At 47.1% G+C, this 25,348-nt stretch carries 18 protein-coding genes and 1 pseudogene; 7 read left to right on the top strand and 12 right to left on the bottom strand.

Annotation, left to right across the window (positions count from 1 at the left end):
• Nucleotides 1-478: 478 nt before the first annotated feature.
• The 5 genes from HHL16_RS07830 to HHL16_RS07810 all read right to left on the bottom strand — a co-directional run bounded on the left by HHL16_RS07830 (nt 479) and on the right by HHL16_RS07810 (nt 6,469).
• Nucleotides 479-2,482: a thioredoxin family protein gene (locus tag HHL16_RS07830; RefSeq protein WP_169424568.1), complete on the bottom strand. Its 2,004-nt coding sequence runs from the start codon at nt 2,480-2,482 to the stop codon at nt 479-481.
• A 92-nt stretch (nt 2,483-2,574) separates the two neighbouring features.
• Nucleotides 2,575-3,030 carry a protein-disulfide reductase DsbD domain-containing protein gene (locus HHL16_RS07825; protein ID WP_169424567.1) on the bottom strand — a complete coding sequence of 152 codons (456 nt, stop codon included), beginning with the start codon at nt 3,028-3,030 and terminating at the stop codon, nt 2,575-2,577.
• Between the two features lie 117 nt (nt 3,031-3,147).
• Nucleotides 3,148-3,855, bottom strand: coding sequence for a phosphoribosylformylglycinamidine synthase subunit PurQ (purQ, locus tag HHL16_RS07820; RefSeq protein WP_169424566.1), 708 nt, complete (start codon nt 3,853-3,855; stop codon nt 3,148-3,150).
• 58 nt (nt 3,856-3,913) lie between these two features.
• Nucleotides 3,914-4,897, bottom strand: coding sequence for a hypothetical protein (locus HHL16_RS07815; protein WP_169424565.1), 984 nt, complete (start codon nt 4,895-4,897; stop codon nt 3,914-3,916).
• Nucleotides 4,898-4,909: 12 nt separating this feature from the next.
• The gene (locus tag HHL16_RS07810) at nt 4,910-6,469 is read right to left on the bottom strand and encodes a hypothetical protein (RefSeq protein ID WP_169424564.1); all 1,560 of its coding nucleotides are present in this window, start codon (nt 6,467-6,469) and stop codon (nt 4,910-4,912) included.
• Nucleotides 6,470-6,705: 236 nt separating this feature from the next.
• Between HHL16_RS07810 and HHL16_RS07805 the strand changes: the two genes are divergently transcribed.
• From HHL16_RS07805 to HHL16_RS07795, 3 genes are all read left to right on the top strand, one after another.
• Nucleotides 6,706-8,652 (top strand): KUP/HAK/KT family potassium transporter, encoded by a 1,947-nt coding sequence (locus HHL16_RS07805; protein ID WP_169424563.1) that lies wholly within the window; start codon nt 6,706-6,708, stop codon nt 8,650-8,652.
• A gap of 100 nt (nt 8,653-8,752) precedes the next feature.
• On the top strand, nt 8,753-9,541 hold the full coding sequence (locus tag HHL16_RS07800; RefSeq protein WP_169424562.1) for an alpha/beta fold hydrolase: 789 nt from the start codon (nt 8,753-8,755) through the stop codon (nt 9,539-9,541).
• Between the two features lie 36 nt (nt 9,542-9,577).
• On the top strand, nt 9,578-10,387 hold the full coding sequence (locus HHL16_RS07795) for an alpha/beta fold hydrolase (RefSeq protein ID WP_169424561.1): 810 nt from the start codon (nt 9,578-9,580) through the stop codon (nt 10,385-10,387).
• On the opposite strand, the gene HHL16_RS07790 is transcribed toward HHL16_RS07795, so the two are convergent.
• From HHL16_RS07790 to HHL16_RS07755, 7 genes are all read right to left on the bottom strand, one after another.
• The gene (locus HHL16_RS07790; protein ID WP_169424560.1) at nt 10,388-11,326 is read right to left on the bottom strand and encodes a hydrogen peroxide-inducible genes activator; all 939 of its coding nucleotides are present in this window, start codon (nt 11,324-11,326) and stop codon (nt 10,388-10,390) included.
• Nucleotides 11,327-11,466: 140 nt separating this feature from the next.
• Nucleotides 11,467-11,649 carry a hypothetical protein gene (locus HHL16_RS07785; protein WP_169424559.1) on the bottom strand — a complete coding sequence of 61 codons (183 nt, stop codon included), beginning with the start codon at nt 11,647-11,649 and terminating at the stop codon, nt 11,467-11,469.
• The gene (locus HHL16_RS07780; RefSeq protein WP_169424558.1) at nt 11,639-12,103 is read right to left on the bottom strand and encodes a hypothetical protein; all 465 of its coding nucleotides are present in this window, start codon (nt 12,101-12,103) and stop codon (nt 11,639-11,641) included. Before HHL16_RS07780 ends, HHL16_RS07785 begins: the two co-directional genes overlap by 11 nt.
• A gap of 186 nt (nt 12,104-12,289) precedes the next feature.
• Nucleotides 12,290-13,198: an LD-carboxypeptidase gene (locus HHL16_RS07775; protein ID WP_169424557.1), complete on the bottom strand. Its 909-nt coding sequence runs from the start codon at nt 13,196-13,198 to the stop codon at nt 12,290-12,292.
• The gene (locus HHL16_RS07770) at nt 13,195-13,608 is read right to left on the bottom strand and encodes a helix-turn-helix domain-containing protein (protein WP_169424556.1); all 414 of its coding nucleotides are present in this window, start codon (nt 13,606-13,608) and stop codon (nt 13,195-13,197) included. The genes HHL16_RS07775 and HHL16_RS07770 overlap by 4 nt, the downstream gene beginning before the upstream one ends.
• 794 nt (nt 13,609-14,402) lie before the next feature.
• Nucleotides 14,403-14,672 carry a hypothetical protein gene (locus tag HHL16_RS07760; RefSeq protein WP_169424554.1) on the bottom strand — a complete coding sequence of 90 codons (270 nt, stop codon included), beginning with the start codon at nt 14,670-14,672 and terminating at the stop codon, nt 14,403-14,405.
• Nucleotides 14,672-15,754 carry an LD-carboxypeptidase gene (locus tag HHL16_RS07755; RefSeq protein ID WP_169424553.1) on the bottom strand — a complete coding sequence of 361 codons (1,083 nt, stop codon included), beginning with the start codon at nt 15,752-15,754 and terminating at the stop codon, nt 14,672-14,674. The genes HHL16_RS07760 and HHL16_RS07755 overlap by 1 nt, the downstream gene beginning before the upstream one ends.
• A gap of 92 nt (nt 15,755-15,846) precedes the next feature.
• Between HHL16_RS07755 and metG the strand changes: the two are divergent.
• The 4 genes and pseudogenes from metG to HHL16_RS07735 form a co-directional block, all read left to right on the top strand.
• Nucleotides 15,847-17,931: pseudogene (gene metG / locus HHL16_RS07750) on the top strand (methionine--tRNA ligase); the annotation flags it as partial.
• 48 nt (nt 17,932-17,979) lie between these two features.
• The gene (locus tag HHL16_RS07745) at nt 17,980-21,831 is read left to right on the top strand and encodes a hypothetical protein (RefSeq protein WP_169424551.1); all 3,852 of its coding nucleotides are present in this window, start codon (nt 17,980-17,982) and stop codon (nt 21,829-21,831) included.
• Between the two features lie 84 nt (nt 21,832-21,915).
• Complete coding sequence (locus HHL16_RS07740) at nt 21,916-24,297, top strand: 3-hydroxyacyl-CoA dehydrogenase/enoyl-CoA hydratase family protein (protein ID WP_169424550.1); 2,382 nt, start codon at nt 21,916-21,918, stop codon at nt 24,295-24,297.
• 132 nt (nt 24,298-24,429) lie between these two features.
• Complete coding sequence (locus tag HHL16_RS07735; RefSeq protein WP_169424549.1) at nt 24,430-25,086, top strand: peptidase M10; 657 nt, start codon at nt 24,430-24,432, stop codon at nt 25,084-25,086.
• Nucleotides 25,087-25,348 lie beyond the last annotated feature (262 nt).

The raw sequence follows: 25,348 nt of genomic DNA, 5'->3' as shown, positions 1-25,348 counted from the left end.
ATTAACGGCGCAGAAACCGTGCGAATGGTTACGCTGCCTACATTTGACAGGAAATTGACTGGAAACATATTGTCATTCTGGTCCTCCATCAGACTTTTTTACTGATTTGCTTGCTGGTCAGAAGGCTGGAACAGAATGACGCCTAATTGAGGAGCCTCGCTTGAATAAAGCGGGGCTTTTTGTTTATTGCGGGAGTTCCAACTCAGCTCCAGGTTCAGCTCCAATACGGAATAACCACAAATCCAATACAGGTTATTCCCGGCTACATATCAGTTTTATTCGGCTCCTATCGGCTCTTTCTCGGCTCACCTTCGGCTCCTCTCGGCTCAATCTCGGCTCGCTATCGGTATCACCTCGGCTTCCTATTGGCTTACGCCAGTTTACCTCATTTTAAACAAACCTTCCCTTTTTCCTGTGGACACAAAAAAATCCCGGCAGTAATTGCCGGGACTCTCCTATTTAAAACATTACTGCTGGATTATTTTCCGTGTTTGGCTTTGTAAGCTGCTTTTACTTCATCCAGAATTCCTACGAAACGTTTGATGTCCGGATTGTATCCACCGGCATCTTTAATTACTGTTCCGTCGTGATCGATGAACACGTAAAGCGGCTGCGCCAGATTATTCACCATTTCGAGTGATATCTCTTTGTTCTTATCGCCGAGATTCTTGATGGTACCGAGACCATGTTTCGACTCGAAGCGCTCTTCTTCCGGCAGTCTGAATTTATCATCGCAGTACAGAGATACTACAACGAAATCCTGACTGAGTCTTTTCTTCACTTCTTCATCGGTCAGCACCTCCTGCTCCATCTTACGACAGTTAGCGCAGCTGTGACCGGTAAAGTCTACCAGAATAGGTTTGCCTACTTTCTTCGCTGCATCGAGTGCTTCCTGATAATCGAAGAATGCATGCACGCCAGGAATTTCAGATTCGAGGAAGTCGGTATACTTCACAGGTTTGATGCTTTCGCCACCTGCATTATTTGCAGTACCGGAAGTTCCTTCAGATGCAGAAACGGTTACTACTTTATTGAGATTGAAATCCTGTGTTTTCATTTCTGGCAACCAGGCGCTCAATCCTTTCAATGGCGCACCCCACATACCGGGAATAAGGAATACAGTGAACGACAGTGCTGCGATGGCGAAGAACAGTCGTGTTACAGTAAGGTATGGTTTGCCGTAATCGTTCAGCGGAAGATCATTATCGTGATGGAACCTGAGTTTGCCCAAAAGATACAGACCAAGTAATCCGAAGATCACGATCCAGAGCGCGAGGTATACTTCGCGGTCGAGGAGCCCCCAGTGGTAAGCGAGGTCGGCGCTCGACAGGAACTTCAGTGCCAGTGCCAGTTCGATAAAGCCCAGTGCCACTTTGATGGTATTGAGCCATCCGCCCGATTTACCCATTTTATTGAGCAATGCAGGGAAGAATGCGAACACGGCAAACGGCAATGCCAATGCGAGAGAGAATCCGAAGAAGCCAACGAGTGGTGCAGCCATGGATCCTCCTTTAGCTGTATATGCGGTCAGTCCTCCGATAAATGGAACTGTACAGGAGAACGAAACGATCACCAACGTAAGCGCCATAAAGAACAGACCGGAGAGAGAACCAAAGTTTGATTTTGAATCGACCTTATTGCCCCATGATGCGGGCAGCGTGATCTCGAATGCTCCAAGGAAGGAGATACCGAATATCACGAACATCGCAAACACGAAGATGTTGAATACGGCACTGCTCGCCATTTCATTCAAGGCGCCAGGCCCGAAGATCAGCGTGATCAGAAAACCGATGAGAGTGTATATAGCAATGATCGAAACAGAATAGATCAGGGCATTTTTAATACCAGCTGCGCGGCTTGTGCTGCGCTTTGTAAAGAAGCTTACCGTTACAGGCACCATCGCATAGATACAGGGCATAATGAATGCGCCGAAGCCTGCGAGCAATCCTACAAGGAAGAATTCCCAAAGAGATTTAGGTTCTTCTCCTCCGGCAGTTTTCTTTGCTGCATCATCTCCAGGCTTTGTTACTTTGATGCTGAACTCAGCATCATCATTCTTGAACTCACCTCCCTGATTCACCAGGTAAGTGATCTTTCCTTCAAATGTTTTGCTTACGGTATCGGGCAGAGCAACTTTCTGTTGCCAGATGAGGCTGTCCTTCGAGAACTTCACCTCTACGCCAACAGTAGTATCTTTTTCACCGAGGATGTTTCCTTTCTCGATGATGGTTTCTTTGAGGTATTTTTTCGATGCAGAGTCGAACTCTACAATAGAAACGAGAGCGTCTTCTGAGGTTTTGTTTACAGAGTAGATCTTTCCTTCACCAACCACAGCGGCCTTAATGGTGAGGAGAACTTCTTCTTTGTTCAGTCTTTCAAAAGAGTACGTGAATTTTACGGGGGTGGAGTCCTGTGCCCAGGCGCCTGCAGAGAGGAACACAAAAAGGAGCAACGAGAGCGACCGGGTAATAAATTGCTTCATTACGATGAATTAATGCTGGTACAAAAAATAAAAACGGGTCTTCATAGAATAAAGAACCCGTTTGTATGATGATTGGTTTAGTCGCATTACGACTAACCTCCGATATTAACAGTAAATTCTTCTTCGGAAGGAGGGAGACATTGTTCATCGTTACAAACCATGAACTCAACTTTACCAGACACGTTGGTCTTGGCTTTTCCTTTTACTTTCACTACCTGAACGAAGTCGACAGTTTTTTCGTAGTAGTTTACAGTACCGCTCCATGCGCTTTCAAATTTCTTCACCATTTTACCTACCTCTTTTGCTTTACCATCTACGGTAACGAGTGGGTTTTTGTTGAAGCTGATAGCGGTTGGCAGAGGACCGTCAACGCCTGCATTCTGGGCGTACATGTGATAGTCTCCGCTGATGGCGGCGCTCATACGAACTTCGTAAGTGCCGGCAGCGATTTTCTTAGAGGAAAATGTCCATTTAACAGCCTTTGAAGATTGAGCCATAGCAACAGAGCCAATCAGGGCAACTATTCCGAGTAGCAGGAACTTTTTCATTGTAGTAATATTAAAAGTTTACAGTTTTCGTCAGTGTTTTTGTACGCGTGGGTACGGGAGAAAAAACTATCTGACGATCATGCCTGTAAATTTCTATGAAAAAACGCTAACAAATGTTTAAAAGTTGACCAACTCGGCGGAACCCTTTACCAATGCGGCATCCGGGTTTATCAACAAGGCGTTGAACACGGTACGTCCGTCGATATTTCCCAATGCTTCGGTAGAAGCGCGCTCCGGGTGAGGCATCATTCCGAATACATTTCCATTGGAATTGCGGATACCGGCGATATTACGGATCGCCCCGTTTGGATTGGATTCAGCAGTGATGAATCCGTTTTCGTCGCAGTATTTGTAGATCACCTGGCCATTGGCTTCCAGTGCATCCAGAGTTTTTTCGTCGGCGTAGTAGCGGCCTTCTCCGTGTGCGATAGGAATTTTGAGGGCTTTGTCTGAACCCAGGGCCTTCATGTAAATATTCTTGGAGATAAATTGCTGATTTGCATTGCGTAAGAGTGCTCCCGGCAGTAATCCTGCTTCGCAAAGCACCTGAAATCCGTTGCACACACCCAGTACTTTACCGCCTTTGTTGGCGAATTCGATCACACTCTGCATCAGGGGGCTGAAACGTGCAATGGCTCCGCAACGGAGATAATCGCCATAAGAGAAGCCACCGGGAAGAACGATACAGTCGTCTGTGCTGAACATGCTGAGGTTCTTGTCTTTATGCCAGAGCATGATCACTTCTTTGTTAAAATCGTTCTGCAGTGCGTCCTGCATGTCTCTGTCACAGTTGGAACCGGGGAATACTACAACGCCAAATTTCATAATGAGTATCTATTGAGGATTGCAAAGTTAGGAAATAGAATTGGTTTCAGCAGTTGAATCATGCAGGAAGCCAGTAATTCACATACAAAGCATATCCGAATATGATCCAGTGCATAATTGCCGGAAACAATCTGCTGTGCGGATAAAAATAGGCCGCCCCATGAAATACCGCCAGCGGCACTATGCAGAGGCTCCAGTTCACATAATTGGTGCCGCCATTGATGAGGATGATGAGCATGGAAATCAGCAGACAAACCAGCAACAAACTCCAGCTCTTTCTTACCTGGATGAACATTTTGCTGAGGTTATTCTGCACGTAAAATCCGCCGATGATGAATGGCAATACCAGCAATGCAATGCTGATGGTAACAAATATGGAGCCCGGCATCGGAGGAAGACTAAAGGAAATATCCGGTTGTATCTTTTTCCAGTCCCACTGATTGGTGAGAAACAGCAGCAGCCCCAAAAAATAATAAGGAGCTGTTACTCCCAGCAATCCGATCAGCCATTCCTTTATTCTGAATGGCCGAACTATAAACACGGCGAACATCAGGAACAACACAAATACTATCGCCGGCTGATAGAGCAGTGTGATGAAACCCATTATCAGTCCGGCATTGAACACCACCGAACCCGGTCTGGGAGAATTATACAAAGTATTGAGGCGATAGAACAACCAGATCAGCAGCGAATTGATCAGCAGCGGAGCAGAGAAATAATTCCACTCCACTATCAGCGAAGTGGTGAGCATATAACTCATGGCTACGAGGTAGCTCGGCTTCGCCATCATTTTCTGCGCATTGCACACTCTGTTGAGCAGCAAAGCCTGACTGTACAATAACAGGTAAGAGATCAGCGAGTACACACCTGGCCATAGGTTCAGCGGATGCAAAAAGCTGATCAGCCATCGATACAGAAAATGATCATCAGGTTGCTGAAGAGGTGCCTGCGGATGCAGGAAGATGCTGAATTTGAGTATTAAACCATAAACCAGCAATACGAGCACATTGCCGGAGTTTTTTTGTTTAAAGGTTCCTGTCACGCAAAAAAGAGTTTAGAAATCTATTTTTGCGAAAGTAATATAGTTTCGATACACACAAGGCATTATCATGCTGCGGCTGCTGATCTGTTTGCCCATTCTGGGCATAAAGTCAGCGCCTTTATCGAGCCCCTTCAACGTAGGATGCCTCGTAATTTTACCATCGGCATCTACGCTCTGATCGTTTAAGATGAGGGTCCTTCTTTCATAAACATTGAAAAGGAAGTGCAGCTGCCCGCCTGTATTCATGATGTAGTTGCTGATGAGATCATCGGTATCATCGTCGTACTGGCTCTTGGGAATTACGTTGTTCCATACCATCTGTCCGTCTTTGTCGAAGCTCAGCACCATAATGTTTTCAGCGAAGTAGCGCGTGCTTTGCATGCCACCCCATCTGTTGCCGTACCGGTTCCAGGGAGAAGACCAGGGCGCGTTGTAATAGTTCCAGGAATAGTAATCCATCGGGTAAGCCCAGGGGTTACCCCAGCCCATGTAATCCCAGCGGTTGAAGGCTCCGCCGCGGGAAGTGGTGTACATCGATTCGGCCGCCAGAATATAGCCGCCATCTTTTTTGATGATGATATTTTTAATGAAATAATCGTTGAAAGCTATACGCAGATTGGCATCGGAGCCTTTGGCCTGCTTGCGAAGCTCTTCGCTGAACACCATGGTATTTTCGCGAAGCAAGCTATCGGTGGCTTTATCCCACACCGCCGTGTAGAGCCCTTCGATATTGCCTCGTTTCTGTTTGTAGTAGAGAGCGGTGAAGAGGAAGCGGCGATTGGTATTGTCGAGTTTGATCTTTACTTCGTCCAGCAGAATCTTTTCCTCGCCGTTGAGCCTGTGATCGGCCAGGTTCTCCTGGTCGCTCTTTTTCACGAGCATATGCAGATCGGTAACGTAATCGCTGCTGTTCTTTCTTCTGAACTTTCCGAAAACCAGGTCTCCCTCATTATCCACCAGAAAATCTGTGAGGTAATCGTTGCGCTCTTCCATCGGAAGATTGAAATTATGCCGTTGCTTCAATTTCAGCTCGGCATCGTACAACATGGTGGTGAAGAGAAAGTTTCTCTGATTGCGGCTGTTGATCTTGAACACCATTATCTGCTGTTTGTCGTCGCTGAAAACGGTGGTGTAGATCTTATTGTTGGCCGACCATCCGATGCGTGTGGTATCGAGTTCGATGGGATCGGTGAGTCTTTTGGCTTCTTCATTGAGTTTTACTGCCATGCAGTAAACGGTATTCTTGCGTTGGAACTGGTAGATCATCCAGGCATGATCGGTATAGGGAACAAAATCCACATTGATCCAGCGGTCGTCCATATAATCGAGCTTCACACGGTTGATCAGCTTCATATCGTTGTCGTACACACTGATAGCATTTTCACTGCGATTATTTTTGAACACCAGGATATTGGCGCCCACTTTGCCGATGATCTCGAAATTGGTGCGTCGGTTGTCTTCGCGCTCCGGTTCCGAGTAGGCAATTTTCTGGGCCAATGATGTGAGGGGAAGCAGCGCTGCTACCAGCAGAATGGCAAGCAGGCTCCACCGGGGTTTCATTCCGTTTTTCATATACGCCAAATTAAGCAATGTGTTTTCCACACCCAAAATTTACGACTAATTTTAAGTATTTATGTTCATTTGGGAATAGTGCAAAAAAGCCGCTCCCGGATTCAATTTTTTGCTTATACCTTTGCATCAGCGCCCAGGAATAACCGGGCGCCATTATTTTTTGTAAAACCCTTTGAAACGGGATAAGCTAACTCACTGTGGGCAAAAATATTAATAAAGTCACGGCAGGCACTTTAATGATTGCTTTAGGAATTATCTATGGCGATATCGGTACCTCCCCTTTATACGTTCTGAATGCGATCATCAGCGATAAGGTGATCACGGAAAAACTGATCCTCGGAGCCCTCTCCTGCATCATCTGGACGCTCACATTACAAACAACAGTAAAGTATGTAATTCTCACCCTCCGGGCCGATAACCGCGGAGAAGGTGGCATCTTTTCGTTGTATGCCCTCGTGAGACGACAGAAGAAATGGCTGGTATTGCCGGCCATGCTTGGCGGCGCAGCCCTGCTTGCCGATGGTATGATCACTCCGCCCATCTCCATCACTTCTTCCATCGAAGGTTTGCGAAATATCAAAGAACTGGGGCCTATCCCCGATTCTACCATCGTATACATTGTACTTGGCGTACTCACGGTGCTCTTCTTTCTGCAACAGTTCGGCACGCATAGCATCGGAAAGATGTTCGGTCCGATCATGCTCTGCTGGTTCCTGATGCTGGCCACGCTGGGAAGCATCCACCTGAGCGACGACCTGCATATTTTCAAAGCATTCAGTCCGCATTACGCCATCGAACTGCTCACCACCTATCCGAAAGGATTCTGGATCCTCGGCGCCGTATTCCTCTGCACCACCGGAGCCGAAGCCCTTTACTCCGATCTCGGTCACTGCGGCCGTTCAAATATCCGCCGCTCCTGGATCTTCGTAAAGAGCTGTCTGATTATCAACTACCTCGGACAGGGTGCTTTTCTGCTGGCCAATTTTGAAGGGCATAAAATGGGAGCCGATATGCTCGCTGCTGGTTTCAATCCGTTCTACGCCATCATGCCACAATGGTTTGTGATTCCCGGTATCATCATCGCTACGGCTGCGGCGATCATTGCCAGCCAGGCATTGATCAGCGGATCTTTCACACTCATCAGTGAAGCCATGCGACTGAACCAGTGGCCGAAGATGCGCATCAACTATCCTACGGAAGAACGCGGACAACTCTACATCCCCGGCATTAATACCATGTTGTTTGTAGGATGCTGCGGCATCACGCTTTACTTTCAGAAATCGTCCAGAATGGAGGCGGCATACGGATTAGCCATCACCATGTGCATGATCGCCACCACCATCCTCTTCGCCAATTACATGGTAAGCCGCAGAGTAAAGCCCATCTTCATATACCTCTTTCTCACAGTATACCTCAGCATAGAACTGAGCTTCTTATCTGCCAACCTCGATAAATTCCCGCACGGCGGTTATGTAACCCTGATAGTAGGCGGCGCACTCTTTGCCGTGATGTATATCTGGTATCGCGCGCGCAAGATCAAGAACCGCTACGTGGAGTTTGTGCGTCTCGAACATTACATTCCGCAGATTCAGGAACTCAGCAACGACAAAACCGTTCCCAAATACGCCACTCACCTGGTATATCTCACCAGTGCGAATAACCCTAAGGAGATCGAGCATAAGATCATCTACTCCATACTCAACAAGAAACCCAAACGTGCAGACATCTACTGGTTTGTGCACGTTGATACACTCGACGATCCGTATACTACAGAATACAGTGTAGACCATATCATTCCAAACGATATCATCCGCGTGGAATTCAGGCTCGGATTCAGAATCGAGCCGAAGATCAATCTCATGTTCCGCAAAGTGGTGGCCGATCTCGTAGCCAACAAAGAAGTGAATATCACCAGCCGCTACGAAAGTCTCGAACGCAACAATGTGGTGGGCGATTTTCAGTTCATTGTGATGGAGAAATTCCTCAGTCAGGATATCGAGCTGCCAATCACTGAGCGAATGATCATGAAACTCTATTTCTGGATCAAAGACTGGAGTCTTTCAGAAGAAAAAGGATTTGGTCTCGACGTGAGCAATGTAACGGTAGAGAAGTTCCCGCTGATCGTAGCGCCGGTTACCAATCTCAACCTGAAACGGGTATTCGACCCCGGAGAAGAATACTAAGCTATCCTCATTCAATATATTCGAAGCCCCTTCGCAGCATACCGAAGGGGCTTTCTTTATTCCCTGATCTTTCGCTATCTTAGGTACAAACCAACTGCATTTGCCCACATTCGTCTGGTATATCATCATCGGAATTGCGGCCCTCAGCATCATTGCATACTTTGTTCAGGACAGATTTATCTTCAAACCTGAAAAACTTCCTGCCAATTTTCAGTTCAAATACGATGTTCCGTTCAGGGAACTGTTCTTCGAAATCGAGCCTGGTGTTCGGATAAACGGATTGCATTTCTATCGGAAAGATGCAAAAGGGCTGATCCTCTACTTCCACGGAAACACGCGCAGCATCAAGGGTTGGGCGAAATACGCGCGCGACTTCTATCGCTATGATTACGATGTGGTGATGGTAGATTACCGCGGCTTCGGCAAAAGCACCGGCAAACGAAGTGAAGAAGATATGTTATCCGATATGCAGTCTGTATACAACACGCTGAAAAAACAATACCCCGAAGATCACCTGATTTTGTACGGAAGAAGCATCGGCAGCGGGTTTGCCACCAAGATAGCATCGGATAATAATCCGCGCTACCTCATTCTGGATAGTCCTTATTACAATTTTAAGAAAGTGGTCAGGCGCTTCTTACCGATACTGCCGGTGAATATTGTGCTGCAATATCATCTCCGAACAGATATCTGGATCAGGAAAGTGCAGTGCCACACTTACATCATTCACGGCACAAGAGATTGGCTGATTCCCATCCGGCACAGTGAGCAACTGCAGGCGATCAACCCAGAAAGGATCACCCTGATCAGAATACATGGAGGTGGACATAACAACCTCACCAGTTTTCCGGAATACCATAATTTTATCAGAGATATTCTGAAAGAATAAGCCCATCCAACCTAAATTGCACGCCATTACAAGGATATGAACAGGAAAAAGATCATCCGCTGGATCAAAATATTAGTGCTGGTTTACTGCGTTATCGGCATCCTCATTTACGGCTTGCAGGATTACTTCATGTTCCATCCGCTGGCGCTGGAGAAAACATACAAGTACAAATTCGATTCTCCTTACCGTGAAGTGAATCTCCCCTTCTCTGCTGATGTAAACATCAACGTGATTCAGTTCACTACAAAAGATTCTGTCCCCAAAGGAGTAGTGCTTTACTTTCATGGTAATGGCCATAATATCGGTGCATATGCGCAGAACGCTCCTGTATTCACCCGCAACGGATACGAAGTATGGATGCTCGATTATCCCGGATTCGGTAAAAGCACCGGCACATTCTCCGAGCAAAAGTTATACGACTGGGCCTTGCTGCTTTACAAACTCGCACGCGCCAAGTACTCCAAAGACAGCATCATCTTATACGGAAGAAGCATGGGATCGGGCATTGCAGCCTGGCTGGGAGCAAAGAGGGACTGCAACAGGCTGATACTCGAAACACCTTACTACAGTCTCCCCAGCATATGGAGTTCGAGACTGCCGATCTATCCGATGGATAGGATGATCAAATACAAACTTCCCACCTGGGAGTATCTGAAAGAAGTAACTGCCCCTGTAGTTATTTTCCATGGAACTTCCGATGGCGTGATCCCTTATCGCAATGCAAGCAAACTGAAACCTTCTCTCAAAACAGGAGATGAGTTTGTAACCATTGAAGATGGAGGCCACAACGATCTGCCGAAATTTCCCTTGTATCAGCAAAAGATGGATTCGCTGCTGAAAAAATGATCAGTCGACCGGAACAACTTTCTGGTTTTTGTTCTTCCTGATTTTGTCGGGCACAGCCGTAGTGATGGATTCTTTCAGCGCTTCGATCAATCTTTTCTTCACAAAATCGCGGTGCACAACCACACTTACTTCACGCATTGGTGCAGGTTTTTTGAAATGCCTTACCAGCTGCATTTTCTTTGCATCCATGTCCATGGTGGTGAGCTCAGGAAGAATGGTGATGCCATCATTGAGTTCTACCATTCGCCGTAGCGTTTCGATACTGCCTGCTTCATATTCGAATTGAGTTCCCATCTCTGTGGCTTTTCGCAGTTCGCAGAGATTTACGATCTGCGATCGGAAACAATGTCCTTCTTCCATCAGCCAGAGTTTACCGGGATCGATGTCCTGTGGCAGTACGTAAGTCTTTTTGTATGCCGCGTTTTTAGGGGACACATACGCGAGGAACTCTTCATAGAACAGCACATGCTCTTTGATGCCTTTTTCCTGCAATGGGGTTACGAGAATGCCGGTATCGATGCGGCTTTCGCGGAGCCTGCTGATGATTTCTTCGGTGCGCATTTCCTGCACTATCAGTTTCACCTGCGGGTATTTCTTATTGAACGCAGGAACGAATAATGGCAGAAGATAAGGAGCCAGTGTGGGGATGATGCCGATGCGGAGTTCTCCCGTGAGGATGCCACGCCTGTGCTGAACAATTTCGTTGATCTGATTGCGCTCTGCCAGTACTTTGCGGGCTTGTTCGATGATCTCCATTCCGGCCTCAGTGGGTACCACAGGCTGCTTGCTTCTGTCGAAGATCTTAATGCCCATTTCTTCTTCCAGCTTCTGGATCTGCATGCTCAGAGTAGGTTGGGTAACAAAGCAATGCTCGGCGGCGAGGGCAAAATGCCGGAAGGTATCAACGGCTGCGATATATTCGAGTTGAACGAAGGTCATAATTTCGGCTATAGATTTTGACTATGACTGGAGGAAATCCAATCGATCTTAATTATGACCAAAAGTAGAGACTTTTGAGGAATTATGAGTAGCAGGGGGGGGGGAATTATCGCTTTCTGACAAGATGAGAAGGCTTGTAATTACTTATTCATAGCCTCAGGGTTTACAACCAACTTACTTAGAATTTCATTTACTCTTGCCAGTTTTTCAGGAAACATTACTTTCCTGTTTTCAGCATTCATTGACGGATCAACAATCCATTTAACACCATAATACACCCCACCTTTAAACTTTTTCTTTTTTTGAGTTTTTTCAGTTTTCATACATTTTTCTTTGAATTAATAATACGGAGTAATCTACTCCTTTGCTAAAGGGTTCCTGATAATATAATCCACCTGCGCTCTTAATTCCATAGATGTCGAAGTTTATAGAAAGCTCTTCCAGATTATTAGCAATTGCCATCCTATACAATCTTGTTCTTGCCGAGCAGCTTCCGACAAACAGAATTTTCTTCTCAGGGAATACTGCAGTAAATGTAAATACAGCGGACGCTACAGTTGCCAACACCTTATTTCTATCAAGATTTCGGTTTATGACCTGATCATCCACGCTTCCATCTGGCAATAAATTGCCGAATGACAAGTTGCAGGCCTGGGGCATACTGATATCATCCATCTGAACTTTCATCTCAATCTCCCCCTTCGGGCCACTACTGCAAAATCTGAATTCTCTGGCGTCTTCCGACACATATCCAAACTCATACCTGTCATAATTCATACCCACCTATTTCCCTAAAAACAAAATCCGGTGTTTTTTTTACTAGTCGCGCATCAACTTTTTTCAAAATAATTTCGCAGCTATGCAATACTGTTACTTCAGGCTATAAAATAACCATGTAGGTTTTAAAATAAAAACCAGTGCGATAACAAGAGAAGGAATAATGTCGGGAAACAAAAGCAGCTTTTATTCTTCCAGCGCCACCTTATTTGCGCCCACTTTCAACTTATACCCACCGCCCACTTTCAGCGCGTAATTCTCTTTACCATGACTTACCGGAAATCCAAAACAAACAGGATAATCGTACTCTTTCACTATATCCTGAATTATCTCATTCACTGTTTTTCCAAACGGCCGCTCAGTATCTTTCATATCCGTAAAGTTACCGATGATCAACCCGGCCAGTTTATCAAGCTGACCGCTTCGTTTCAACTGATAGAACATCCTGTCGATACTGTACAGATACTCTCCTACATCTTCGATAAACAAAATCCGACCTTTGGTCTTAGCCTGAGAAGCGGTGCCTGTAATGTTCGCAAGCAATGCCAGATTTCCGCCAATCAGATCGCCCACAGCTTCTCCTTTTTTATTGAATACATGCGGCACACAGGAGTACTTAGCCTTTTTGCCCTCTAATGCATTCTTGAGAGAAAGTACATATTCGCCTTTGAAGCCATCATCATTGAAAGCTGCCGCCATCGGCGCATGCAACGTGGCTATTTTATAGTTGGCATAGATATGCGAATGCAGCACTGTAATGTCACTGAAACCAATCAGCCATTTCGGGTGTTTTTTAAACTTCCTGAAATTTATCTGATCGATAATGCGACCAACTCCGTAACCGCCTCTTCCGCAGAGTACGGCCTGCACTGTATCATCATCCAGCATCTGTTGCAGATCCTGCAGGCGCTCGGCATCAGTGCCGGAGAAATAATTATCCGAACTGCTTCCCAGCGTGCTGCCCACTTTTACATTATAGCCCCATTGCTGCAGCACATCGATACAGGTCTGCGCTTTTTCTTTGGCCATGTATCCAGCAGGACATACGATACCGATGGTATCACCTGGTTTAAGATAATCCGGAATTTTAATCATTTGAGTACTGATGTTTTGGATGAAGGTAGGAGTTTATACGGTCTGTTGAACGCTTCCTGCCTTAGCTTAAAGCGTTCAGCCAGTTTCCGGATGATCTCCTTGGAAAATCCCCTGCGGTAATGCAGGATATCAGACAACAGGCTCTTGCTGATTCCTAATTCTTCAGCAAGCTCCACCGACTTCAAGACATGATCTTTCATGAGCGACTTCAGCAAATCCACCGGATCGATATCCTCTTCTTCCGGGGTATGTTCCGCATCATAAGTTTCTATGAGCAACGTTAGCAGATCGATGGTTTCCTGATGCGCCTTCGTTCTCTTCTTCACCATTGTAAGCTGTTCGAGAATATCTGCATATTCATAGTACTGCTTATCAGTTCTGATAACCTTGTAAGGAAGATTTATTTCCATAAAAAAGTTTTAATACGCTCTAACAAAATACTGCATCCGTTTCCGGCACAGTTCATCATAATCCGAATGTGTTCCTATCCAACACACAAACAAGTGTACCTCCTGCACGCCAAATACATAATGACAAATCAACCTGCACTGATCACCCAAATCAAATACCACCCTGTCTGTTCCATTGCCGATGATATCTGCGGTTCCAAATGTGTGCAGTATGTCTGCCGTATTGCACCAATTGGCCTGCTGTAGCTTCTTCAGCCAATACCTGACTATACTTCTGAACCTGGCGTTTTCATTTGCATACCGCAATAAGGTTAGTTTTTTCACAAGATGTACTCTCATCTCAATTCCAAAATAAAGTTATAAAATATTGTTCGCATTTTGCGTACTGCAAGAAAATTTTTTTTCCCTCTTTGTACGCAGTCCATGCTGAAAACAAAATCCGGTGTTTTTTTTACTAGCCAGGAGCGAACTTTTTTTGAAATATTCTCTAACCATGTCGCTTATGCGGAAATAAGGCAGGAATCCGGCAGTTATGCAATGCCGCCTATCAGGAAAAATGCAGACAGGAAACAATCAGGTACCACTTTTGAAAACATACGAAAATAAGTGCGGCCTGTCTCACTTGAAACAGGCCGCTGAGCTAATCAATACCCGGTAAAAAAAGTATCCTCCGGTCTTTATAGTGTATACCAATACTAACGGCTGACTCTATTTATATTCAGAAAGTACAGCAGGTTTGCTCTTGTTTAATTTGCGTTCCATTGCAGATATTGTCCCCAATACAGGCAAACGCATCAGACTATTGCGTGCCCAGATGCCCAGTCTGGTTTGTGGCACCAGCAAGCCAGTGAATACCTGCAACTGATTGTATTCAACAATCTTCCGGTAGCCGTTTTCAAAGTGCTGAACGCAGCAATATGTGCTCCGTTAGCCGCCGCCAGATCACCGGCGAGGCGGTAAGCTCCCACCAAAGCAAGCGTAGCGCCAGCTCCGGTTACCAGGGATGCACACCATGCCGCATCGTCCACCAACACTACACGTATTTTTTTTGACCAGGATGGCATTATTTCTCCGTTAGCTTCACTCCTTCCCCGTCAACTTTCAATGAATGCATCACTCCGCATTTCAATGCATAGTTATTACGCTGATGCCCTACAGGGAAATCGAAACACACAGGGTATTTGAATTCTTTCACCTTCTCCATCACAATATCGATCACGGTTTTTCCGAATTCTTCACCCGGATCATCGGCCTTTACTTTGAATCCTCCCACCACCAATGCCGCCAGCTTCGACAGTTTTCCGGAACGCTTCAGGTTCCAGAACATCCGGTCGATGCTGTACAGGTATTCGCCGGTATCTTCCACAAACAGGATCTTGCCATCGGTGTTGATCTCAGAATTGCTGCCTGCCAGACTTTCGATGGTCTTCAGATTGCCGCCCACCAGTACTCCTTCGGCTGAGCCGGTACGGTTGAACCCTGAAGGCGGAATGCTGTAACTCATCTGCGTTCCCGACAACGCTCTTTTGATACTCAGAATGGTATCCTGCTGCGCAGGATCTGCCTTGCTCCAATCATCGGGGAAGCTATTGCACATTTTAGAATGGATGCTCGCCACAGGATAATTGGCGCTGAGATGGCAATGGAAGACAGTTATATCGCTGAATCCAATGATCCATTTGGGATGAACCATGAATTTTGAGAAGTTCAGCTGATCTACGATCCGCACCCCGCCATACCCGCCTCTGGCGCACATGATAGCTTTAATGGAAGGATCATCCAGCATATCCTGCATATCCGAAGCCCGGTCGGCATCACTTCCACCGAAGGTGAAATCCCTCCGGCCTACCGTTTTGCCCGGAACAACCTTGTAACCCCAGCTTTCCATCTGCTGAATGGCAGGTTTGATGGCCTCCAATGTAATGAATCCTGCAGGGCAGGTAATTCCAATGGTATCGCCAGGCTTCAGATACGGCGGAATCTTCGGCAGGTCTGCATTCCCGGTTGCCGCATCCATGGCCGGATCAGCAGCTTTCTGCCCGTTATCCGCAGGTTGCGCAGTTTTCAATGGGGCTGCCCATGCTGGTATCGCGGGCAACGTTACCCCGGCCACCGCCAGGGAACGCAGGAAATGTTTACGGTTCATACGCTAAAGTTATCGAATCCGCGCATTTTGACGTTGCCCCCTTTTGCGGTATTTTTGCAGCCACCCTCTGATGATTCAGATACAAAAGCTCAACTATTCAAATGACAGATTTCAAACGATATTTAGTAACAGCAGCACTGCCCTACGCTAACGGTCCCGTGCATATTGGTCACCTCGCAGGCTGCTATCTCCCTTCAGATATTTATGTCCGCTACAAACGGGCACGCAAAACGGATATCAAATTCATCTGCGGTTCCGATGAACATGGAGTTCCCATCAACCTCCGCGCACGTAAAGAAGGTGTTACCCCTCAGCAGGTGGTAGACAAGTACAACGCCCTTATCAAAGACAGTTTTGAGCAGATGGGCATTTCTTTCGACATCTATTCCCGCACTTCCAATAAAATTCATCACGAAACCGCTCAGGCTTTCTTCAAAAAACTCTACGACGATAAACTCTTCGAAGAGAAAGAAACCGAACAGTTCTTCGATGAAAAAGCCGGACTCTTCCTCGCAGACCGCTACATTGTGGGCACCTGCCCCGTTTGCGCAAACGAGAACGCTTATGGAGATCAGTGCGAAAAATGCGGTACTTCGCTCAGTCCCGATCAGCTCATCAACCCGCGCAGCTCACTCAGCGACGCCGTTCCTGTTAAGAGAAAAACCAAACACTGGTACTTCCCATTGCAGAACTATGAGCCATGGCTGAAAGAATGGATCCTCGAAGGCCACAAAGAATGGAAGAACAACGTATACGGACAGTGTAAAAGCTGGATCGAGAACGGCCTCCAGAGCCGCGCCATGACACGTGATTCCGACTGGGGCGTAAAAGTTCCGCTTCCCGATACCGATGGCAAAGTGCTCTACGTTTGGTTCGATGCTCCGATCGGCTATATCTCTGCCACCAAAGAACTCACCGAAAACTGGGCCGATTACTGGTGTAAAGACGACAGCCGTCTCATCCACTTCATCGGTAAAGACAATATCGTATTCCACTGCATCATCTTCCCAAGCATGCTCAAAGCGCATGGCGGTTATGTAGTGCCCGATAACGTTCCGGCCAATGAGTTCCTGAATATCGAAGGAGAAAAAGTATCCACTTCCCGCAACTGGGCAGTATGGATCGATGAATACATCAAAGATTTCCCCGGACAGCAGGACCTGCTCCGGTATGTACTTTGCGCCAACTCTCCCGAAACGAAGGACAACGATTTCACCTGGAAAGATTTCGCAGACAGAGTGAACAACGAGCTGGTGGCATCGTTCGGAAACTTCGAGAACCGCACATTTGTGCTGATGCACAAACTCTGCGGAGGCAAAGTACCGGCCCTGCATACAGACATCCTCACAGAGGAAGACAAGAACATGCTGGCCGAGTTCGAAATCACCAAAGGCAAAGTGGAAGCGCATCTCGAACAATTCAAATTCAGAGATGCCCTCGCCGAAGTGATCGAATTATCGAGCAAAGGCAACAAATACCTGCAAACGAAAGAGCCCTGGAAAGTAGAGAAGAAACTCGCCGACAATCCGGAGCTTCAGAAAGATATCGACAACACCATGCATATCTGTTTGCAGCTGACTGCAAACCTGGCCATCCTCATCAATCCATTCCTTCCATTCACGGCTCAGAAGATGCTCCAGAAAATGAAAGTGGTGGAAAAGATGCTCGAATGGGAGAATGCAGGTAAAACAAAACTGCTGAGTGTCGGCTATTCACTCCGTGCGCCTGAGCTGCTCTTCAACAAAATTGAAGAAGACGTAGTGAAAGCACAGGTGGAGAAGCTGCATGCCAATCTGGTAAAACCCGCAGCAGCGCCGGCTCCTGTTGAACCAACCGCAGCCACGGTGAAACCAGTGATCCAGTTCGACGATTTCGCTAAGATCGATCTTCGTACAGGCACCATCCTCTCCGCGGAGAAAGTTGCCAAAGCAGACAAACTGCTGAAACTCGAAGTAGATCTTGGCTTCGAAAAGCGTACAATCGTGTCCGGTATTGCCCTTCATTACCAGCCCGAAGACATCATCGGCAAACAGGTAGTGATCGTTGCCAATCTCGCTCCGCGCAAGATGAAAGGCATCGAAAGCAATGGCATGATACTGATGGCTGAAGACTCATCAGGAAAACTACATTTTGTTAAACCTGAAAATGTAGTAGATCCTGGCGCAGGAGTAAGCTGATGGTTCGCGATAAATCAGTAAATTACTGATACATCCGAAACCACTTCGATGACCTTTATTAAGCTGACCAGAAAAGCGTTGAAAATATCCGGGATCACAGTAGCAATACTCGTGGCCCTTCTGGCAGTTTTCTACATCTGGTTCATACATCATGCAGAAAAGGCCATCGAAGATATTGTGAGCCTTCAATCGAACGGCAAACTGAAAGTTGAGATCGGAAAGATCAAATACAATTACGGCAGAAAGCTTTCGCTAAAGAATATTTCATTTCATACGGTTGATACCACCAAAGAAGCATTGGGGTACAACTTCCACATCAGGGAACTGCATCTGACAGTACGGTCGGTGCGTTCCCTGATTTTCGATAAGCAATTGCTGATCGATTCCATTCTGGTGCAGAACCCCGATATCACCATCACCAAACGAAGAGAAAGCGAAGAAAAACACCTGTCGCTTCCGGAAGAGATGGGAAAGATCTATGAGAGCATCGAGAAAGCACTCGCTGTTCTTTCCATCCAACGTTTTCAGATCGATGATGCACGCATTACACTGCTCGATAAAACCGATGCGCAACTGCAGCCACTCACCATCTCGCGCTTGCATTTTCATATAGACAATTTCAAAGTAGACACCAGCAAGCACAAGCAGTTCGATAAATTTCTTTTCTCAGACAATGTAGTGCTCAGTACAAACCATCAAAGCTTTTCGTTGCCCGATGGCAGGCACCATATTGCTTTCAGGGGGTTCGGCATCAATATCCGACAGAAGCTGGTAGTGCTGGACAGCTGTACCATCCTGGCTTTCCGCAATCCCGGTTCACCCGCCAATTTCAGCATGTTCGTAGACACCATGAAGCTCACCAATGTAGACTTCCTGGCATTATCGCGGCACGGCCTTATCCGTGCGGATTCGGTCTATCTGGTGAACAGCGATATTACGCTCCGGCTGAAAGAAGACAGCATCAGATTCATGCAGCATCAGCGCAATAAAAAGCCGGAGATGCAGCGCGTGCTGCGCGGACTCGCCAGTGATATGCAACTGGCCTATATCGGAGTGAAGAACGCCAGCGTGAATGTTACAACCGAGAAAGACAATCAGATCAATACTTTCGCCAGCAGCCACAACAATTTTGAACTCTACAAAGTGGTGGTAGATACCAAAGCAGAACAACCGGTGTCGGTTGAGCAGTTTCTCATGGCCATCCGCAATTACGATGCTTATGGAAAAGACAGCGCCTATCGCCTGCAGTTCGACAGCATCCGGTTCACCAACAACACAGTGAGGTTAAACAATTTTTCGGTGACCACAAGAAACGGCGCTAACGTAGACGCACAACGCAATTATCATATGCCGCTCTTCGAACTGAAAGGGTTGAGCTGGCAGGAGCTGCTCTTTCACAAACATATCGTAGCCAACGAAGCCATTCTCCATCGCCCGGTGATGAACTACGCGAAGAACGCCGGAAAAGGCAGCAAAGACAAACGATCCATCTACGAACTCTTTACCATTCTCGACACGCTCATCAACCTCAAACAGATCAGTATGATCGATGGCGAGCTCGATTACAAACTCAACAGCAATACCCGCATTATCCTCAATCATGTAAATGCCAAGGTAAACACAGAACGGCTGCTCAGTGCCCGATCATCCGGGTTTATCGAACGTGCTGTGGACGGCTTATCTTTTTCCAGAGGAACCGTTACTACTCCGCATCTCAGTATCGACATGAACAAAGCCTTCTTCGAAGGCCGTGGCCGATCGCTGGTGATCAATCAGTTCAATCTGAAAAGCAAGGATGGGAATATCAACCTGAAAGCGCAGGACCTAGCACTGAAAGATCTGCTGCTCAACGACAGCATCCAACTGCTTCGCATCGACCATATCAGCTGGAAAAATGCAAAGCTGGCCATTGCTACCAAGCAACACAAAGACAGCAGCGCTCCGCTTCCTCCGCTCAAACTGCATGTGAATGGCATTCAGCTCAACAATACAGATTTCAGTTTCACCACACCCAAACAATCGATCCATACCTTTATACAACAGGCAGCGGCAACAAGCATTATCAAAGCACCCAATGCACCGCTCGATCTGAAAGAGTTCCTGCTGAAAGGAAACAATCTCCAATTCAATCAGGGAAGCTCCAGCATCGAAGCTGCTGAATACTCCATCAGTGACGAACGGCCTTCTTCACTCAATAACGTAAAGCTCGCGTACACAGAGCCGAATGATACGATGCAGCTGACTGCCACCAGGCTTCAGTTCACGCCATACTTTGCATCTTTTGAACGGGGACCGGCACGTATCGATAACATTTCCATACACGATCCGGCAGGAATTTTCCGCATGCAGCAAAAAGAAAGCAGTCATCAAAAGAACAAACCCTGGCCTGAACTTACCGTAAATGTTTTGTCGCTGATAAACCCGGATCTGCAATTCACCATTCACAAAGATTCTGCAATCACGGCATGCAGATTCAAAAGCAATACAGCCAATAATCGTATCGATATCGAAAGGCTAAGCATGCACAGCAAGCCGCATGATCAGCTGCGCGCTGCATCGATCCACTTCAGCAATCATGCGCTGCAACTGTCTACCGAAGGCAAAGACAGCAGTGAATTATCTATTGCCGCTCTTAGTTTCAGCATGCACGATTTTGCATTGCAACGCACTAAGAAGTTAGGGCTTTCTGGTTTTATCGATCGGTGCAGCATTCAGCAACTGCATCAGCAAAACAACCTAAAACACAAAACCTTTCACATAGACTCCGCACTGGTAGCGGGTTTTCAGTTCAATTCCGATTGGGTGAACGAATCGGAGAAGTTCTTCAGGCATAGCCCTGCAATCAGATTGCAACGATTTACCGGCTACTACACCACAAGCGCTGATCATTTCAGTTGGGAGAATGTTCAGTACAGCAGACCGGAAAAAAGTCTCTCACTCGATTCGTTCAGATACTCTCCTGTTATGGATCAGGATGCATTTATTGCTGCGCATCCTTACCAGACAGATTATATCAGGGCAAGTACAGGAGCAGTACATATTACACAGTTCGATCCGTATCCATACTTCGCGGATAGCACGGTGAGTATTCATACCATCGACATTGCGCATCCGCGCATCGATGTGTTCAGGGATAAGCGTCCACCTTTTCAGCATGGCATTTACAAACCATTGCCTACGGGGTTGGTACGCAAGATCCCATTCTTCTTTTCTATCGATTCTATCAGGCTGCACAACATGAAAGCCAATTACGCAGAGTTGAGCAATAAGACCAATGAAGTAGGTGTGGTGCGGTTCTCTCAACTCGACGCATCGCTATCCCCTGTCAGAAATACCAATCTTGGTTCAACTGATAGTCTGAGGCTTCGCGCGAGCGCCACTTTCCTCGACTCTATCGGTGTGAAACTGCATATGGATGAAAGTTATACCGACAGTCTGCAGGGTTTTGTGCTCAAAGTGCAGATGTCGCCTGCCAACCTGCGAATTCTCAATCCTGTGCTCTTACCGCTCACGAGCATCAAAGTTCGCAGAGGCCAATTAGACACTATGGTGATGCATGCCGTTGGCCGCGACCATCTCAGTTTGGGAACCATGAATATGTATTATCACAACCTCAATGTGCAATTCCTGAAACTGAGCGCCGAAGACCAGACCACTTTTGTTACGCGACTGCTCACCTGGGTGGCCAATCATATCGTACTCCGTAAAAAGAATACCAAAAGAACCGGCGTGGTGTACTTCCCGCGCTTCCGCGATCGCTCCATATTCAATTACTGGATAAAGATGACGCTCAGCGGCGCCGCCAGCAATGTGGGCGTCAAAAGAAACAAAAAATATATGCGCCGGTACCACAAAGCACTCAAACAAAAGCAGTTGCCGCCCATTCAACATTTGGAATAATTTTTTCATTTTCCAACTACCCGCCTATTGATATTTGTTTTATCTTCGGTGGAAATAGTTGTTTAACTAACTAATTTTTTCGCTATGTCCAATCGCATCATCAGAAAGGTAGCAGTACTGGGAAGCGGAGTCATGGGATCGAGGATCGCCTGCCATTTTGCAGGAGCCGGACTTCAGGTACTGTTGTTAGATATGCTGACCAAAGGAGCTGAAGAAAGTACTAAACCTGCCGAAAGGAATAAACTGGTGAACGACGCATTGACGGCCGCTCTCAAGAGCAATCCTTCTCCCGTTTTCACCAAAGATGTAGCCAAACGCATCACAACCGGCAACTTCACCGATAACATGAAAGATATCGGTTCCTACGACTGGATCATCGAAGTGGTAGTAGAACGCCTCGATATCAAACAACAGATATTTACCGAAGTAGAAAAATACCGCAAGCCCGGAACACTCATCACTTCAAACACCTCCGGTATCCCCATCCATCTGATGGCCGAAGGCAGAAGCGACGATTTCAAAAAACATTTCTGCGGTACGCACTTCTTCAACCCTCCGCGCTACCTGCGTTTGCTCGAAATCATCCCAACACCGTATACCGATCAGTCTGTGATCGACTTCCTCATGCACTACGGAGATTTGCAATTAGGCAAAACCACTGTATTGTGTAAGGATACGCCTGCCTTTATCGCCAACAGAATCGGCGTGTATGGCATCATGGCCATTTTCGGACTGGTAGAAAAGATGAAACTCAGCATCGACGAAGTGGATGCACTCACCGGCCCCATCATCGGCCGCCCGAAATCTGCCACTTTCAGAACTGCCGATGTAGTAGGTATCGATACACTGGTGAAAGTAGCCAAAGGCGTTGCGGATAACTGTCCCAACGACGAACAACGCGCCGCCTTTGCCATCCCCGCATGGCTCGATAAAATGGTAGCCAACAACTGGCTCGGTGATAAAACCGGACAAGGCTTCTTCTCCAAAAGAAAAGGCGCAGGCGGTGAAAAAGAAATCTACACACTCAATCTCGATACATTCGAATACGAGCCCCGCAAAAAACCCAAGTTCGCTACGGTTGAAGCGGCCAAACCTATCGACGACCTGAAGACAAGACTGAAGGCCCTCGTAACCGGCATGGACAAAGCGGGCGACTTCTATCGTCATTTTCACTACGGATTGTTCTCTTACATCTCACACCGCATACCGGAGATCAGCGATGATATCTATCGCGTAGACGACGCCATGATGGCGGGTTTCGGCTGGGAGATCGGCGCTTTCGAAAGCTGGGATGTACTCGGCGTAGCCAACACCGCAAAGAAAATGAAAGATGCCGGCTACACCATAGCAGCATGGGTAGATGAAATGCTCGCATCCGGCGCAGCCACCTTCTTCAAAGTGGAGAATGGCCGCAAACTGTACTACGATATCCCTTCCAAATCATACAAAGCATTACCCGGCGGCGAAGCCTTCCTCGTAATGAAGAATTTCGAGAACCAGACAGTCTGGAAGAACAGCAGCTGCCGTACCTATCACCTCGGTGACGATGTACTCGGTCTCGAATGGAACACCAAGATGAACAGCATCGGCGGTGAAGTACTGGAAGGAATTCAGAAATCGATCGCACTCGCAGAATCACAATACAAAGGACTGGTGATTGCCAACGAAGGTCCCAACTTCAGTGCCGGAGCAAATGTTGGTATGATCTTCATGCTGGCCATCGAACAGGAGTACGACGAACTGGATATGGCCATCCGCATGTTCCAGCAAACCATGATGCGTGCCCGCTATTCGGCAGTGCCCGTTGTGGTAGCGCCACATGCGCTCGCACTCGGCGGCGCCTGCGAGCTGAGCCTTCACTCCGATAAAGTTCATGCAGCAGCAGAAACTTATATCGGACTGGTAGAACTCGGTGTAGGCCTCATTCCCGGCGGTGGTGGCACCAAAGAATTTGTACTGCGCGCAGCCGACGAAATGCACGAAGACGAACCCGATACCATCACACTGAAGAACCGTTTTCTCACCATCGCAACTGCTAAAGTGGCTACCTCTGCAGCAGAAGCATTCGAGATCGGCATCCTCCGTAAAGGACATGATGAAGTAGTGATGAACCAGGGAAGAAGAATTGCCGAAGCAAGAAGAAGCGTGATCGATATTTACGATAATGGCTATACCATGCCTGTGCAGCGTACCGATGTGAAAGTACTTGGCCGTTCCGCACTCGGCGCCCTCTACTCCGGCATCAACGGCATGTGGCGCGCCAACTATGCAACTGATCATGATGTTGTAGTTGCCAAAAAACTCGCCTACGTAATGTGTGGTGGCGATCTCAGTGAACAATCACTGGTGAGTGAGCAATACCTGCTCGATCTCGAAAGAGAAGCCTTCCTCAGTCTCTGTGGTGAGAAGAAAACGCTGGAGCGCATCCAAAGCGTTCTGAAAGGCGGCAAACCTTTACGCAATTAGTGGATCCACAATAAACAGACTTCGGCCCTGGGGGCAAGTCACATGAGAGAAAAACAGAGGGTACTCCTAACAGGGTACCCCTTTTCTTTTCAGGTATATCTTATCTTTATCTGGCAACCAATTTTGCCAGTTATGGGAGAAGCTTCACTCGACCAGGTAAACAATATACTCACCATCCATTCCGCAGTGCATATCTACGGAGATTGTGCCGATGCATCGCTCGCCATTACCATCGCCGATGATATTGCGAGGATCTGGAACGAACCGGAAGCCTTCGTAAGAATTCGTCACGAAGACTATGTGCTGAAATTTCAGATAGAAGGTATCTACGCACCCGATCTCAAACCCGAAGACATTTGGTACAACGATAACCCACGGCTTAACTTCTTCCGTATCGAAGAGTATTCCAATATCGATATCTCTTTTGTGGATGCACTTGGCAGCAATACAGGATACTTCAAGATCGCCAACCTGCGGCAAACCTCCACCACTTCAGCACACGAATACGGTCATACATTAGGGTTAGAGCACCCTACTGTGCTCGATATACGTGGCAAAGGCATTCCCGGCATCATGTATCCGCGCGGAACGCTCTGTGATCCGCAATTTCAGTACGATCCGAATGTTGCTGCCGGACAAAAAGGAGGTACGCTCGATCCGCAATGGCGCAAAGTACTGCCATCCGATGTTGATGATCTGCGGCTGCACAGATTATTGTTCAATGAAAACGGGATGGCGGTTGTGGGAGAATTCACCAGTATTTATCACGAGAAGCACATTCCATCCTGACACGCCTCAACCATACACCCAAAACTCCCCACAAAAAACAAAACCCACTCCTAAACAGCATCTAACCCAAAAGCAAAACAACCTCCTCTCAACCACCTGCACAGAGGCTACTTCCGATACCCCAGCTCCCGCTGCATATCTTTTAGGGAACAGTCCGGGCGCGGGATATAAAAAGTGCGGTCTTGAAATCTGTTGTTCCGGATTCCATCATAGCACTTCAGTCCCATCCTCCCCGTTAGTGTCGATCGTAGACACAACTCTG

It is taken from the genome of Pseudoflavitalea sp. G-6-1-2 (genome assembly GCF_012927185.1).
Taxonomy (GTDB): Bacteria; Bacteroidota; Bacteroidia; order Chitinophagales; family Chitinophagaceae; genus Pseudobacter.
This window is presented reverse-complemented; position numbering and strand designations above follow the sequence as displayed.